The following is a 15,479-nucleotide window of genomic DNA, read 5'->3' on the forward strand; positions in this document are numbered from 1 at the left end:
ACGTCGAAGCGGGAGGGGACGATGAAGCGGGGTGTGCGGTCCAGCCGCATCCGGGGTGGCGTGGACGGCCCGGCTCCGGTGTCGTCCTGACGGGACGCGGGACGCGTTTCCGCGAGGGCGAGTTCGACCTCGTGGAGGGCGTCGGCGAGGGCGACCGCCTGCTGATCCAACGCCTCCCGGAGCTCGAACTCCCTCTGGCGGTTCTCCTGTTCCTCCTGTGCCGCCCTGGTGAGGTCCGACGCCTCCGTGTGGAACCGCTGCCATGCGGCCATCGCGTCCTGGTCGAGTCCCGAAGGCTGTCCGGCGGAGTCGAAGTTCCAGAACCGGAGCGTGCCGTCCTCGTACCGTACGACCAACTCCACCGGCTTCTCGGCCGTCGCCGCGGTCCGGGACGCGGCGAACAGGGCACGGCCCAGCTCCTGCGGATCGGGCCGGGCGGAAGTGCCGTCCCCGGTCGCCGGGTCGGTGCCGACCGCCAGCCACAACTGGGCCTCCGGGTCGGCGGGGTCGATCTGTGACGCTAGGAGATCGGGCAGGGCGTCCAAAGGATGTGTGCGCCAGTCCCGCAGGTCCGCGGCGGCCCCGGCGGTCGAGACCGCCAGGTCCGAGCCCACCCGGACCATGGAGGCCAGGTCGTACACCTGCGGATGGGTACGGGGCGGGGTGATGCCGTGGCCGAGGACGTCCCGCTCCGCGAGCCGCACGGTCGCGGTGCCGGTGACATGCCGGGTCCCCTCCGGCCCCCGTACGGTCAGATGGGTGTCGACCAGAGACTCATAGGTACGGGTGCCGTGCGAACCGTCCGTGGGGGCCGTCGTCGTCCCGGTCTTCAGCCATTCGCGGCGCCCCCCGGACGCGCCGGCCGTGCTGCCCGTCGTCTGGGGCTGGCGTGCCAGGACCGGGATCGTGGCCCCGCCGGCCGCCTGGTTGTCGGCGTCGTGGCTGTAGACGCCCTGGAAGCTGATCCCGCCCGTTATGGCACCGTTGGACGAGGAGCCGCCCACGATGCCGCTGACGCGGAGCCGGTCTAGGGTCACGTCGGACGCCCCGGTGACCCGGCGCGGGTTGTGCAGCGTGACGGACAGGGACGGCGGGGTGCCGGGCGACGACTCGAACGGGTAGGCGCCGGGCATGCTGTCCGTCAGCCCGGACGCGGTGCGCGGGTGGTCCAGGCTGATCTCGCCCGCCTGTATCAGCTCGCCGATCCGGACGGCGGTGCTCTCGGCGGACGTGGATGTCTCCAGGGACCGCCAACTGCGGTTCTGACCGGGCGCGACGGTGTTCAACGCGGTGGTCAGTTCCGGCCAGGCGTTGAAATCGAAGACGGGGGCCGGCCCGGTCGGGGCGTAACGGTTGCCCTTCAGGACCGGCGGGGTCTCCGAGACCTCGGGTGCGAGCGGCGGGTCCACCTCCTGGCCCTCGGCGGCCTCGCTGCCGGTGAACCTGAGCGTCACCCGGGCGGGCACGACGGCCGACCGGCCGGGACGGCCGGCGAGCGTACGGCTGATCCAGCCGGTGACCCCGGATCCCGCGTCCGTCCCGTCGGCCGACGGCAGGAACCAGCCCTGCACCATGCCGCCCAGCACGTTCGGCGGCCAGTCCGCGACCAGCTCGGAACGGACCGCGGCCTCGTAGTCGTACTCGAGGTCGAAGTCGGCGACGCTGTCGGTGCGCAGCCAGAACCGGTCCTCGGCCGTGGCGGCGGACTTCGTGCCGTGGGCGCGGGTGGTGGCGGCGCTCAGCGCCGGGCCGCTGCGGTCGGTACGGGTGTCGTGGCCCGGCTGCGGATAGCGCGTGGTGGGGTGGAAGGCGAGACCGTGCTGGGTGGTGTCCGTCGTCCCGGTGGTGATCCCGGCCGGCTGGTGCGCGTGATACTGCTCCAGTCCGGTGCCCGCCCCGGCGTTCCGCCCGCGGATGGTGCGCCGTTCTTCGGCGTCCGCGCGCGGTTTCGCGGTCAGGGTGACCTCGACCAGCCGGGCACCGCCCTTCGCCAGATACCGGAAGTGGAAGCGCTGCACGCCCCTCGGACCGCGGCCGGGCAGGGCACGCAGGCCGGTGGGTGAGGTGTAGTCGGCGATCCTGGACGCTACGCCGGGAAGGTAGGCGGAGTGCCCCGGCTGGGTTACGCCGGGGGCCTCCGCCTCGACGAGCGCGGTCAGTTCGTCGTAGAGCCGGTTCCGGCGCTCCGCCGGCCGCGATGGGGCTTGGCGGTCGCCGGACTCCGCGGGAACGGGGCCGCCCGGATCGGAGACGGACGTCGCGGGCGCGGGGCCAGTTTCCTCCTCGGCCGGGGAGTCCTGCGCAGCGCCGAGCTGGGTGACGGACAGCACGCCGGCCAGGCCCGGCTCTCCCGTACGGGCGAAGCGGCCGGGCAGGGGAAGGTCCTCCGGCGCCTGCTGTGGGCGGGGAAGGCCCTCGACATCGGTGAACCACTCCTGATGCCGGGCCAGTTGCCCGTCCGTCATCAGGAACTGCACGGCCTGCGGCAGCTCCACGGCGATGGTCACCGGTTCCCCGCTGCCCAGACCGAGCGTGTTGCCGACCACGTTGCGCGTGCCGCCGCGCACGGTGATCAGGATCAACGCGTCGGCGCCGACGCGGTGTTCGTCTCCCGCCTCGGTGCCGGTGCGGTTGACGGCGGTCGTGGTGGACAGGGTCGCCGAGTCCTCCGACTTCGCGGTGTAGGCGTACTTCGCGGACGGCCCGAAGGTGTCCGGCCGCTTCGGCGGGGCGGTGGCGGGATCGGCGGTCCCGGCCACCGCGGGTGTCCTGGTACCGGTCACGGCCAACCCGCCCTGATGGGAGCCGGCGACGGACTTCTGCTGGGAGGCGGTGTCGGAGGAGGAGACACCGGTCTCCAGGTACTGCTTGGCGCTCTGTATCAGACGGGGGTTGCGCAACACGCCGCTGATCTCCAGGGAGTACTCCTGGTCGGCGCCGAGGCCGGGCAGGGTGACTCCCTCGATCACATAGCTGCCCTTGAAGATCTGGTGCCCGCGCGCGGTGAGGTTCGCCGGGGAGAGGGCCGCCTGCCGTACCTCGGCGGCGAGCGTGGTCGGGTCGGTGGCGCTATGACCCGCCGCGGACGCCGCCACCAGTGCCGCCGCCGACTTCAGGACGTCCGGGCTCATACCGCTGACGGCGGTGCCCAGGCCGGCCGCCCAGCCGGGCTGCGGACGACCCGGATAGGTGCCCGCCGCTATCTGCCGTACGGCCTCCTGGAGGTCGCCCGAGCCGCGGAACACGTCCAGGACCGCGTCGTCCGGGAGCTTGACCACCCCCTTCAACGGGCGCCCGTCGAGCCCGGTCGTGGCCAGCGCCGTCCGGTCGTCCTCGGTCACCTCACGGATCTGGGCGTCCTGTGGGCGCGGTGCGGGGTCCGGGGCGGCCGCGAGGGTCCGGTGATGAGGTACGGCGACCCTGACACTGCCGGTGACGGCCGTCGGCGCCGGACCGGGCGGGGGCGGGGTCTCACCCGGTGCGACGTACGAGGTGGCGGCGGTGTGCTCGGCGAAGCGGACGGTGGGCTCGGCACCCGGGCCGTCGTACAGGTCGAGCGCGAACCGCGCCGGGATGTCGAAGACCTCGCTGCCCTGGTTCGAGCCGATGAAGAGCTGGTCGTGGTTGAGCCCCGCACCGACAGTGCCGGTGTGGGAGATCTGACTCGCGTAGAGGTAGTCGGCGGCCGTGCCGAGGGTGCCCGAACCGCCGGTGAAGGGGCCCACGGGGCCGCTGACGCCGCCGCCGAAACCGGCCGCCCAGCCGTAGCCGGAGGACTGCTGCTCCGTGCCGCTCATGCCGAAGGAGGTCAGCCCGATGTGCTGGACGGCGGGCAGGGTGCGCACGTGCCGCGCGGGCGGCGGGCCCGCGGGCCGCGCCGGTGCCGTGGCCGGGCCGAGGGCTCCGGGAACCGGCTGCGGCGTCGTGTCACGGGAGGCGCTCAGGTTCAGCCGGATACGACGGGTCCCGGTCGGGGTGGGCTTGTCCATCCACAGGGCATGCCCGCCGTCGACCATCGCGTCGGCCGCGGCCCGCAGCCCGACGTCCGAGCGAGCCTGCTCGAATCGGCGCAGGTTGTTCAACTGGGCCTGCATCAGAGCTTCGTCGGGCAGCACCGTGCTGCGGCTCGTCGTGGTCGTGGACCCCGGCAGGAACCCGTTCGCCCGCAACCAGACCTCGGCGTGGGCGAAAAGCTGCTGCGGGCCGTCCATGGCCAGCGGGGCCGCGGTGATGCCGATGCTCTGGAGATGCTCCAACTCCGGTGGCAGAGAACGGAGTTCATCGGCCTCCGGAACCTTGCCCGCAGCGTCGGGCTTGGCCAGCAGGCGCAGCTGCATGCCCTCGTCCCAGGGTCCGAAGTCCCGCGTGCTTTCCCCGCCGCCGGGGCGCACGAGGGTGACGGAGTGCCGCACTTCCGCGGGAGTGAGCAGGTGGCTGCGGTTGCTGCGCAGGGCGTGCAGGACGGACGCGCTGCCCCCGCTGTTGAGGGTGTCACTGGTCTGCCAACGGACCCCGCCCTTGCCCATGAAGGATCCCGCGACCTTGCCGGCGGCGTCGGGATGTCCCACGCCGCGGCTGCCGGTGAAGGCCGGTCCCACGCCGAGGTCGATCCCCACGGAGTTGGTGACCTTCGCCTGCCCGTCCACCTTGACGGTGTTGACGAGATGACTCTCCAGGTTGACCTTGGTGTCCTGGCTCTGGTGCGTGGGCGTGCCCGGGGTGACCTCCGTGGTCACTTTCAGCATGCCGATCACCCGCCCGCGCGAGTCCAGCAGCAGCGGCGAGAAGATGCCGCCCGACCGTTGCATGGGCAGCGTGCCGCGCAGCACCGGCTCGGAGAGGAACGCCTCCAGCGCCTCCGCGGACGAGTCGGAGAGGGTGGAGAGATCGTCGTGGAAGGCGCTGTGCACCATTTCGAGGAGCTGGTGCGGCTCCTTGACGGTGTCCACGCCCCATACCGGCAGGTCGTCCAGCCCGGCGGGTTCCGGCAGCGGCTCGTCGCCGGCCTGCCGCTCAGCGGCCAGGTGCTCCGGGAACCAGACGGTGACCGGCCCGAGTTCGGACGCGGGACCCCAGTTGTCCGTCGGCGCCATGCGGGGGGTGTCGATCCGCGCCTGCCAGCGCGATCCGTAACTGAAGGCGTGCGACAGCTCGTTGCTTCGCTGGGCCGTCGTCGTCTGCACGGTCTGGGTGACCGACGTCGACAGCGACAACTGATTGTGCGTCAGAGCCAGCGCCGGGCCGAAGTCCACCCCACGCACCGGCCCGGCGGCGGGGATCGGCAACGACGCCGACCAGGGCACCGACATCGTCCGGACGTTTCCCGAGGACTCCGTGTCACCCGACTCCTGGGTGCCGACCCCGCGCCGTTCGACGCGCACGTCCGGGTCCGAGGGGTCACGCGTGCCCTGGCGGGGCGAGGACACCGGATCGTGCAGGGACAGCCGTACGTCGACGGTCCGCCGCCGGCCGTCGATGTCCACGGTGACGCGGTGCCCCATGCTGCTGAGCAGATAGGGCAGGTTGAGCACCAGTTGCTCGCCGCCGAGCTCGCGGCGCAACTGCTCCCGCACGGGGTGCGTCGCCTGCTGTTCCGCCGGAATGCCCAGCAGGTTCAGCACGTGCTGGTGCAGGCCTTCGACGATCCGCGGCGGCAGCGGTTCCACCTGCACCAGTCCCACGTTGCCGTCGCGTCGACTGCCGTAGTTCCGGACGTACGACGACGGGGCGAACGGCGCGAGCGGGTCGGCGCCCTCGGACCGGATGCCCCGGGGCATCGACCCGACGGGATCCTCGGGGCCGCCGACAAGAGTGCCGAGCAGGGAGAGATGGCGGGGGCGCAGACCGCCCTGGGCGTAACTGCCCTGCTGTTCCTCGGAGATGTACCGCGAGACGTCCTCGGTGACAGGGCGCTGGTAGGTGCCCATCAGGCTGCCGTCGATCTGGGGGCGCTGCGGCGCGGTGGCGTCCCGGTTCTCGTCGCGCAGACCGAGCTGGTGGCCGATCTCGTGGGCGAGGTCCTGTGCGGAGGCGTCGGAGCGCCACGTGTGGTGCGAGGTGCGCGGCCCGGAGCGGGAGCCCGTCAACTCCACGGTCAGATGCGGCTGTCGGCCGACGACCGCGGGCACGACGGTGACGTGCAGACGCTCTCCGGTGGCAAGCCGGTGCCCCGGATCATTGAACGTCTGCCGCACCCCGGCCGCCATCCGGTCCCACAGGGCCCGGCGGTCGGCGTCGGTGACCGGTCCGTCGCCGGTGAGGGCGATCTCGACGGTGAGGTCCACGACCGCCTCGCCGTCATGGGTGAACCGGCGGACATCGAACGAGGAGTCGACGGTGTAGCGGGTAAGCAGGCCGTCCGCGGTCGTGGGCGTGGAGACCGGGTCCGTCCAGGTGTGACTGCGGGTGACGGCCGGTACGGCGGACCGTGCGGCATCCCAACCGGGCCGCTCCGCAGCGGACTTCGTCGGTACGGGGATCGCCGGGGCGAGTTCCGTCGGTATGGACGCCGTGGTGGTGGGGATGGCCGGGTCGGGCTCCGTCGGCTCGGACCGCACTGTCTGCGGGGTCACCGGCGCCCCGGACTTGTCCGGTGTGTATCCGGTCGCGATGGGCGTCGGCGCAGCGAACGACGAGGACGTCGTCACCGGGTCCATGGCGGCGGTGCCGGATGTCGTCGGCGGCGGGGACGCCACGGTGTCCGGGGCCGTGGCGTTCTCCGACGTGGTCGGTGAACTCCCTGTCCTGGGGGCCGCGGTGACCGGGTCCGGGGCAGGCGGTCCGTCGGGCGTGGCCGTTTCGGACCGTGTCCGAACGGGCGTAGGGGCGGAGTCCTCGCCGGGGTCGCCGTCGGTGCTGGAGCGGCGCTTTTCGGCGCCGGGGCGCGGCGGGTTCGGGGTGGTCCGGGGCGGTTCCGGCGAGGGCAAGGGCGAACGCGCCGTGTCCCGGCCCTCGGTACCGATCGTCGGCGGAGCGGTGACCGGCCCGGCCTCGGTGTCCCGAGCGACGTCCGCGCTGACGCCCGTGCCGCCGTCCGTGCCGCCGTCCGCGTCGCCGCCCGTGTGGCCCGCAATGCTTTCCGACGGGGACGTCGCCGTGGACGAAGTCCCGGGCCGGACAGAGGACTCGGGGGAGGACTCGGCGGAGGACTCGGGCGTGGAGCCTGCTGCCGACTCGGTGTCGGTGGTGTCCGCCATGCCCTTGTTCGCGCGCTGCGGCGAGGCCGTACCACTCGGCGAACTGCCCTGCCCCGGGGCCGAGCCGGTGCCGCCGGGCGCGCCGGCAGCAGGGGCGAGGCCGGGTGGAGCACCAGCCGTACCGACGGTGGGTATCGCCCCGTCCCTCCCCGCGGAGCTCTCCCCGTCCTGCCCCGGGGATGCGGACTCCTGGGTGCCACCGGATTGCCGTCCGGAGTCGGCGCCGGTGTCCCGCCCGGTAGTCCCCTCCGTCGGGGCGGTCTCGTCCGCACCTTCGTCGGCGCCTTCGTCCGTACCGGAGGCCGCCGGATCCTCCTGTACGGCGTCGGAGTCGTCGCCCCGCTGGAGGGTGCCGTTGGCCGCACCCGGCCGCCCGCTGCCACTCTGCGGCGTACCGCTGCCGGACGTCGAGGGCACGGGGCTGGAGGACGAGGTGGGGACCGTGCCGGTGCCACCCCCGCCGAGCGAGCCCACGCCGCCGAGTTCGCCGTCCAGGTCGGTGCCGAGGCTGCGGGGGGTGGTGACCGAGGAGGTCGTGTCCTTCCGGGACGGGCCCGCGGAGGACGTCGTCGGCACCGACTCCCGTGCGCGGTCGTCGTCGCTCTCGCCCCGCCCGGCGTTCCGCTTGCCGGTCGTGGCACCGTCGTCACCGGTGACCGGCAGGACGTTGACACTGCCGAAGTCGAACCCGGACCCGAACGCGCCGCCGAACTTCGCGGCCGCCGCGAACAGTGCCGTGCCGACCACGGAGCTGACGCCCGCGCCGATGAACGTCTCCGCACTGCCCGCCCACTTGTCGTGCAGAATGCCGTTGACGACGATCTCGGCCACGGCCTCCGCACCGCCCGCCACCAGGAACTCGTTGGCGCCGCTGCCGGTCTCGCGAACGAATCGGTCACCGACGGACCGTGACGGCGGCGGGTTGTCGATCTTCGAGGTGATGTCGTCGGTGATGTTCTTGGTGTTGTTCTTCCCGAACTGGCTGCCGTTCGGCCCGTCCAGGCTGTTGCGGAAGCCCTTGCCGAGGTTCTTGGTCAGGGAGTCGAAGGCGCCGTGGAGCATGCCGGTCACGGCGCCGAAGAAGCCGTCCTCGACGATCTGCTTCCAGTCGAAGCTGTCGGGCCTGCGGCCGGGCGGGGCCAAGGTCATCATGGCGAGCCGGACCACGAAGGTCTGGAACGCCTCGTCGAACGCCTCCGACAGGCTCGGCAGCAGATGCGTCCGCTTGAGCAGTTGGTCCAGGGTGGCGAGGATCGTCACCCGGCTGCGGGCCTTGGCGGTCGCGGTCTGGCTGGTCGAGGCGCCGCCGGTGAAGAACGACAGCGCCGCGATGATGGCCAACTCGATGAGCAGACGCACCAGTTCGGCGATGATCGACCACTTGGCCTCCATGATGTCCATGGAGATCTTGACCCGGCCGTCGCTCACGTCGTCCAACTGCCCGGCGAACTCCCGCAGGTAGTTCGTCCCGCCGTTGTCCACGAACAGGCGCATGGCACGGACGTACTGCCGGCCCACCTGCGGGGGCAGTGCCTGGCCCACGCCGAAGACCGACTGCTCGATCAGATCGGACAGTTCCCGGACGTTCTTGCCGAGCCGCCGGTAGGGCTGGTGGCTCCGGTACGCCAGGTCCTCGTCCGCTTGCAGCATCTTCTCGCCGATGAGCACGAAGAGCAGGTTGTTGAGTTGGGGCGAGACGATGATGCTCATCGGAGTGTCAGTGCTTTCCGCGGCGGGCCGAGTTGATCGAGTCGAGCACCCCGCTCTGGGTGGTGCGGATGTTGTCCAGGTTGGCCAGGGTGCCGTCGGCGACCCCGGTCACCGCCTCCACCAGCGAGGTCCCGGTGTCCACCGCCGTTGTGCGCTCGCGCTTCTCCTGCGGGATCACCTCCTTGGCGAAGCTGTCGTCGTGGCCGGGCCAGCCCACCGTGGAATTCAGGCCCATGGTGAAGTCGCGGAGCATCTCGTGGGCGAGCGCGCTGATCTGGTCGATCTGGCGCACACCGGCCACCAGCCGGTCGGGCTCGGCGTAGTACGCGTTTCCTTCGCTCATGGCTGATCAGTCCTCCTGGTCCTCGTGGATCTCGTCGAGCAGAGGGCGCGACGAGGCGCGGCTGTCCCCGCCGGAGGGGCCGTCGAGGACCCCCGGGCCGAAGATCTTGTGCCAGTCGATGTTCACGCCGGGCAGTTCGGGCACGGACTCGTGCGGCCGGGTGAACGGTTCGAAGGTCTCCATCACCCGGCGTGCCATGACCGACCGCGCCTCCTGAGCGGCCTCCAGCACACTGGCGGCCAGCTGTCCGGCAGGCATGCTGCGGTACTTGCCCTCCAGGAAACGCACGTCGGTCAGATCGCCCTGCGCGCTGACGGTCACCTCGACCGACCGGTCCTGGGACCGGATCGTGCAGCTGGCGTGGCTCAGTTCCGCCTCCGCCTCCGCCACCGCGGCCGTGGTGGTCTCCAGGTCCGCCATGGCGCGGGCGAGCCGCTGCTCGATGGTCTCCTTCATGTCGCTCATGCCGGTGCCGTCCTTGCCGTCTCCCGCAACGCGCTCACCGGCCGATCACGGCGGGCGCGCCGCCCTCGTCGGTTCCCCACACGTCCTCGTCCTCTTCCGTCCAGCTGACGCGGGCCCGGTCGCCGCTCTCGGTGGACCGGCCGTTCTGGCCGGCACCACCTGCGCCTGCCGGGACGAGTCCTGCGGCGCCGGTCGTCGCGGTCCGGCCCCGCGTCACCACCGCGTCCTCGTCCTCGTCCGCGGTCCTGCGGGGCCGCGGACGTCCACGGCCGGCCGCCGCGGGTCCCGCGTCGGTCAACACGTTGCGGACGCGTTCCCCGTTGTTGCCGTTGCCGCCGCCGGCCCCCGACCCCATCCCGCCCATGCCGCCCATGCCCGGGAACAGCGGACTGCCGCTGCCGCCGGCCGCCGAGCCCGACTCGCCGGAGGTTCCGGACGTTCCGGCCGACAGATCGGTGCTCCCGGGCGCGCGCACCGCCCCGCCGGACAGCAGTTCCGCCGAACTGGCGTCGTCGTAGTCGGAGTCCCCGTATCCGCCGCTGTCGAGAAGGGAGGAAGTGCCGCCGTTCAGCGTGAGGCCGTCACCGAGACCGCTGCTGGACGCGAGGTTCGACGTCAGGCCGTCCAGGTCCAGGCTGCTGCCGCTCGTCGTCGGCGTCAGGGAGGGGTTGGCGAGGTCGAGGTCGCTCAGGGAGTCGCCGAGACCGCTGCCGATGTTCCCCGTGGTGACCGTGCCGTCGGGGTCGCGGGTGGTCAGCGCGCCGGTCTCCGGGTCGATGGTGGTCGTCGTTCCGTCGGGGAACGTGGTGGTGAGGGTGCCGTCCGGGTTGAGCGTCGTCGTGCTGCCGTCGGGGTTGACGTACCCGCCGGGGGCGGTCAGATCGCCGGTGGTGACGGTTCCGTCGGGGGACGTCGTCTTGACGATCCCCGTCTCCGGGTCGAGGAGCTGGGTGGTGCCGTCCGGGTAGCGGGTGGTGAGGGTGCCGTCCGGGTTGAGTGTGGTGGTGCTGCCGTCGGGGTTGGTGAGCGTGGACCCCTTCGTCTTGTCGTTGCCGTCGTCGCTGCCGTTCAGCAGGCCGCCGAGACCGGCACCCAGGCCGACGCCGGTGTCGGTGAGCCCGTCACCCAGCCCGTCCCCGAGCCCGTTCCCCAGGTTGCTGAGGTTGTCGCCGAGGCCGTCGCCGAGACTGCTGAAGCTGTCGCCCAGCCCGTCGCCGAGATCGGTGAGGCTGTCGCCGAGTCCGTCCCCGAGGCTGTTGAAGTTCTCGCCGAGTCCGTCACCCAGGTCGTTCAGTCCGTTGCCGAGGTTCTCGCCGAGGTCGTTCAGTCCGTCGCCCAGTCCGTCGCCCAGGCTGTTGAGGTTGTTGCCGAGGTTGTTCAGCGCGTTGTTGTACTCCTCCCGCTGCCGGTTCGCCTCGTCCTCGGCGATCTGGCGCCGGTCGTCCTCGTACGACTCCGTCAGCGACGAGGTGTCCTTGGTGCGGATCTCGCTGAAGGCGTCCGACACATCGCTCCACGCCGTCTTGAGAGTGGTGAGCGAGACCTGGGCCGCGGCGACGAGGACGTCCTCCACATGCTTGTTCCACCGGGTCACGGCCTCGTCGCCGATCTTCACCCAGGAGGCCATGTCCCGGAGATTTCCGTAGGTGGGATGGTGCTGGACGAACCCGGCGTCGGTGTTGTAGTCCTTCGCCGCCCCGTTGCTCGTCACCCGGGTGTGTCTGATCTGGTTGTTCAGCACCCAGACGGAGACCTCCTGGAGAACCTCCATCAGGATCCGGTGCGGGTCGTGCCGGCCGTTGGTGGCCCAGGTGTCCCAGGCGTCGCTGAGCGCCTTGGCCTCCGTCATGAGCGCCGTCTGGGCGGTCGCCAGCGCCTGGCTGAGCTTCGACTTCGGCACATGACCGTTCAGCATGGCCGCGGTCGTCGTGCTCTCCGCGGTGAGCTGGTCGACGTAGCTGTCGTAGTTCTTGTTCAGCTGATGGACCAACTGCCAGAAGAGGCCGGCGGCCTGGCCGCGCCAGGCGGCGTTCTCCTCCCCGAGAGACGTCTCCCACTGCTTCAGGGTCGCCGCGTGGTCCTCGAAGAACTTCATCGCCCGGTCGTAGGCCTGCGCGGTGCGCCCGAAGGAGTCGGCGTCGACGGCCTCGGTGTCCTGGACGCTCAGGCCGCTGAACTCGAAGCCCCGGGTGGTGTGGTCGGCGCGCAGAGCGTTGATCGCCGCCTTCGCCCCGCTCTGGTACTGCTGGAGCAGGCTCAGGTCCCACTCGTTGCCCAGGACGCCGGTGAACTTTCCGGCGCTCCAGAGCTCGCCCGCTTCGAGCAGCCGTCCCGTGCCGTCGGTGGTGGGTATGCCGATGAAGACGATGGTCGCCTGGTACAGGGTGCCGCCGTCGTGCGCACCGTTGCCGCCCGCCTCGACGAACGCCAGGTCGTAGTCCTCACCGTGCTGGGTGTGCCAGCCCACCAGGGCGGTGAAGTTGTCCACGGTCAGCTCGGTCGACGCCAGGACCTCGAAGCCCAGACGCATCAGCGGTACGCCCTCGCTGCTCTTGAGGGTGTCGAACAGCTTCTTGCGACTGGGGACGTTGTACCCGGTGTAGAGGGTGACCGCCTGACCCCAGTAGTCGCCGGGATCGGAGGTGACTGGCATGACGGGACTCCGCTGCGTGGAGGTGGGCGGACACAGGGACGGTACGGACGGTGCGGTGCCGCGGGAGGCCGTGGCTCAGTCGTCGGACTCCGACGACCCTTCGAGGTCTTCGTCGACCCCGGACCAGACGTCCAGGAAGCTCGACCCGCTGATGTTCTCCAGGGAGGCGCCCTGGGTGTTCAGCAGCGTGGTGATGGTGGTCTCCAGGCTGTCGTCGATGTCGCCGAAGAGGAGACCCTGGTCGCCGAGGACGTCGTCGATCGACTTCGCCGACTTGAGCGCGACATCCACCAGCGTCTTGCCGTACACCGTGTCGTCGCCCGTCATCAGGCCGATGCCGAGCACCGGGTTCTCCCCGATGAACTGCGAGGGGATCGTGCCCCTGACAATGCTGTGCAGTGCGAGGACCCCGTTCGGGTCGTCCTTGACGATGTTCTTCAGGTCGGTGATGAACGTCGCCAGATCGTGCTCACGGAACTGCTTGAGTTTCTGTCCGTTCAGATGGGTCAGGTCCGCCATGGCGTGGTCCTCGTGGGTGCTCGGTCGGCGAGGGGGCTGGGAGAGGGAGGCCGGGAGAGGCCGGGGAGGAGGCGCGGGGTGGTACGGGAACCGGACGGGCGGTGCCCCGGTGGCCGTCTCCCCGGTTCACCGGGAGGCTTTGTACCGCGACGGTCCGCGGTCAGCGGCCGATGCGTACCTCGGACCACATCTGGGAGAGCGAGTTCTCGCTGTAGCGGTAGTTGTCGGAGATGTCCGTCAGCAGGGTGGAGTGCGAGGTCAGCAGGTTCTCCATGTTCTTCACCGCCTGGCCCCACGCCGCCTGCTTGTCGCGGTACATGTTGGCGTCGTCGCCGTACCAGGACTTGACCAGCTCGTTCAGCTCCGCCTCCAGCGACGCCAGCGTGTTCGCTATCGCCTTGGTCTGGTGGACCATGTCGTCGGCGGCGTTGTTCATGTGGTTGTAGTCGACGTAGATGTAACCGTCGGTCAGATTGTCGGGCATGGGGTCCTCCTGCTCGGTGGGGACTGCGGGGTGGGGGTCCGGACTCCGGGAAGCGGCTCGCTCAGCCGGTGAGCTGGTCGTAGGCGGCCTGCGACTGGTTGTAGGCCGAGTTGATCGCCTCGTTCGAGGATCCCTGTGTCCTGCCGTGCTGGCTGAGGCTCTGGTTCAGCTTGTCGACCATGTCCTCGAGACTGCGCAGGATGCCGTCGCACTGCTCGTCCCACTGCTTGAGGAGGCCTCCGAACTGGCCGCCGTCGCTGCCCTGGTAGCCCGAGGACAGGCCGGCGCGGGTGTTGTCCACGTCCTGCCGGGATTTCAGGATGCCGCTGAAGGCGCTCTCCAGGGCCTGGATCCCGTTCCGGGTCGCCTGCTCGTTCGACTGCTGACCGGTTCCTGCCATGGTTCCGCCTTTCGATCGGGGTGCTGATACAACTGTGGCGCCGGTGAGCCTAGGCACGCCGGAGAGAAGGGTGCAATGCGGCGCGATCAGTGCGCCGACGTATTGGCGAATCGTCAACTTTCTTTACGTGGCTGCAACTTGACGCCCCCGGCGGCGGACGTCCCGATCTGCGCGCCGGGCCCGTCCGGGGCGCCGCCGGAGTCGCCCGCGCAGGCCCGCGCCGTCGACACGGGCACGACGCCGGTCGCCGCCTCCGGGCTCAGGTCCGGGCCGGTCGGCAGCATCGCCAGCAACGGGGACGGCAGCCCCCGCACGTCGGACTCCGCCCACCCGAGCGCCGTGAGCGCTTCCTTCGAACCGATCCGGTACTTCACTCCGTCGTCTGCCACGAAGTAGGTGGTGGCGCCGACCGTCCCACCGCCCGCGCCGAGCGCCCGCGCCAGCACACCGTGACCGGGCCGGACCACCACCGCGTCCACCGGCAGGCAGGCTTCCACCACCGCGTCACCGCTGTGCTCGGCGACCGGGCCCAGCGCGCCGGTGGACACCAGCACCGAACTGATCCGGACGCCGTCGTCGCCGGGCTGTACCCGTGCGCAGGCCGCCCGGCCGTCGGGCACCCGGGCCGCCCGGGGCGGGCTGTCCGGCAGTCCGGCCACCGACGGGTCACGGCCGGTGGTGCCCGGCGCCTGGTGGTCCTTGAGCAGGTCCGCCCCGATGGACAGCGCCGTCGGCGAGGCACCGTCGTACGCCTTCGACCGTACGGTGGGATCGCCGAGCAGCAGCGCCACAGCGGTCGAGGTCACCGGGACCAGGCCGGAGTCCCGCAGCAGGAAGTACTGGGCGTCGGCCGGTTCACCCGAGCCTGTCGTCGTACCGCCCGGCACCGTCACCTGGAAGACCTGGCCGATCCTGGTCGCCGTGCCGCCCAGCGAGGGACCCTTCGCCCCCAGACCCGTCACCGACGGCGGCGCCAGGGCGGGACCGGGCACGAACGCGTCCAGGAACGCGGCCGACACCTGACGGGGTGTCACCGCGCTGTAGCCCAGGGAGAGCAACGCCCCGGATCTGGTGTCGAGCGGCAGCCGACTGCCCTGCCAGATCAGGTACTTCTTCTTGTCCGGACCGCTCACCAGCACTGCCTCGTCGGCCCCCAGCGCGGTCGACTCCAGGGGCACACCCGCCGCCACCGCGGTCACCGCCCGCGTCGCCGCTACGCCGCTCCCGGCGTCGTCGGCCGCCGTGGCCGTCGCCGAACAGACCGCCCACGTGTCCGACTCCAGGTCGCCCGAAGAGGGGACGCCGTCCGGCGCTCCCGGGATGCCGACCGCGGCACCCACCGGGGTGTCCCGCAGCGAGGCCGTCCCCACGTCCGTGGTCTCCAGGTCCGCACCACCGATGAGCAGCGCGGAGGAGTAGTTGCGCACCGGGCGCAGCCGTCCGTCGAGATAGAGGTAACGCGCCCCGGTGTCCCGGTTGACGATCAGGTTCTTCCCGCTGCGCCACGAGTCGTTGCCGCCCGGCGAGATCAGCCCGAACACCACCGCCCCCGCGGAGATCAGCACCGCGATCACCACCCCGATGCCCGCCCCGCGAGTGGTACGCCCCAACGGGCTCTCGGGGGCGTCCGGGTCGGCGAGCAGCATGCCCGAGGTGAGGCGGCCCATGACGAAGGCATGCGCCTGCACCTGGTCGCGCTTGGATTGCAT

General features: G+C 71.2%; 7 protein-coding genes and 1 pseudogene. All 8 read right to left on the minus strand.

All coding sequences use genetic code 11. The annotated features are described in order from the left end of the window. A pseudogene (locus tag ACIBLC_RS32000) lies at positions 1-8,906 on the minus strand (hypothetical protein); the annotation flags it as partial. A gap of 7 nt (positions 8,907-8,913) precedes the next feature. Beyond that, the gene (locus ACIBLC_RS32005; protein ID WP_399214835.1) at positions 8,914-9,249 is read right to left on the minus strand and encodes a hypothetical protein; all 336 of its coding nucleotides are present in this window, start codon (positions 9,247-9,249) and stop codon (positions 8,914-8,916) included. A 6-nt stretch (positions 9,250-9,255) separates the two neighbouring features. Then, the gene (locus tag ACIBLC_RS32010; RefSeq protein WP_399214836.1) at positions 9,256-9,714 is read right to left on the minus strand and encodes a YbaB/EbfC family nucleoid-associated protein; all 459 of its coding nucleotides are present in this window, start codon (positions 9,712-9,714) and stop codon (positions 9,256-9,258) included. A 34-nt stretch (positions 9,715-9,748) separates the two neighbouring features. After that, positions 9,749-12,367: an AAWKG family protein gene (locus ACIBLC_RS32015; RefSeq protein WP_399214837.1), complete on the minus strand. Its 2,619-nt coding sequence runs from the start codon at positions 12,365-12,367 to the stop codon at positions 9,749-9,751. 75 nt (positions 12,368-12,442) lie between these two features. Beyond that, positions 12,443-12,886: a type VII secretion system-associated protein gene (locus ACIBLC_RS32020; RefSeq protein WP_399214838.1), complete on the minus strand. Its 444-nt coding sequence runs from the start codon at positions 12,884-12,886 to the stop codon at positions 12,443-12,445. A 160-nt stretch (positions 12,887-13,046) separates the two neighbouring features. Next, entirely contained in the window at positions 13,047-13,370 is a 324-nt protein-coding gene (locus tag ACIBLC_RS32025) for a WXG100 family type VII secretion target (RefSeq protein ID WP_399214839.1), read from the minus strand. Between the two features lie 61 nt (positions 13,371-13,431). Continuing rightward, positions 13,432-13,770, minus strand: coding sequence for a hypothetical protein (locus tag ACIBLC_RS32030; protein WP_399214840.1), 339 nt, complete (start codon positions 13,768-13,770; stop codon positions 13,432-13,434). A 113-nt stretch (positions 13,771-13,883) separates the two neighbouring features. Continuing rightward, entirely contained in the window at positions 13,884-15,479 is a 1,596-nt protein-coding gene (gene eccB, locus ACIBLC_RS32035) for a type VII secretion protein EccB (protein WP_399214841.1), read from the minus strand.

Origin of the sequence: Streptomyces sp. NPDC050535 (assembly GCF_044457665.1) — a bacterium.
GTDB lineage: Bacteria > Actinomycetota > Actinomycetes > Streptomycetales > Streptomycetaceae > Streptomyces.

Excerpts from the sequence above, each read along its gene's own strand:
- eccB (WP_399214841.1), bottom strand. The coding sequence starts at position 15,479 with ATGCAATCCAAGCGCGACCAGGTGCAGGCGCATGCCTTCGTCATGGGC.
- ACIBLC_RS32025 (WP_399214839.1), bottom strand. The coding sequence starts at position 13,370 with ATGCCCGACAATCTGACCGACGGTTACATCTACGTCGACTACAACCAC.
- ACIBLC_RS32030 (WP_399214840.1), bottom strand. The coding sequence starts at position 13,770 with ATGGCAGGAACCGGTCAGCAGTCGAACGAGCAGGCGACCCGGAACGGG.
- ACIBLC_RS32020 (WP_399214838.1), bottom strand. The coding sequence starts at position 12,886 with ATGGCGGACCTGACCCATCTGAACGGACAGAAACTCAAGCAGTTCCGT.
- ACIBLC_RS32015 (WP_399214837.1), bottom strand. The coding sequence starts at position 12,367 with ATGCCAGTCACCTCCGATCCCGGCGACTACTGGGGTCAGGCGGTCACC.
- ACIBLC_RS32005 (WP_399214835.1), bottom strand. The coding sequence starts at position 9,249 with ATGAGCGAAGGAAACGCGTACTACGCCGAGCCCGACCGGCTGGTGGCC.
- ACIBLC_RS32010 (WP_399214836.1), bottom strand. The coding sequence starts at position 9,714 with ATGAGCGACATGAAGGAGACCATCGAGCAGCGGCTCGCCCGCGCCATG.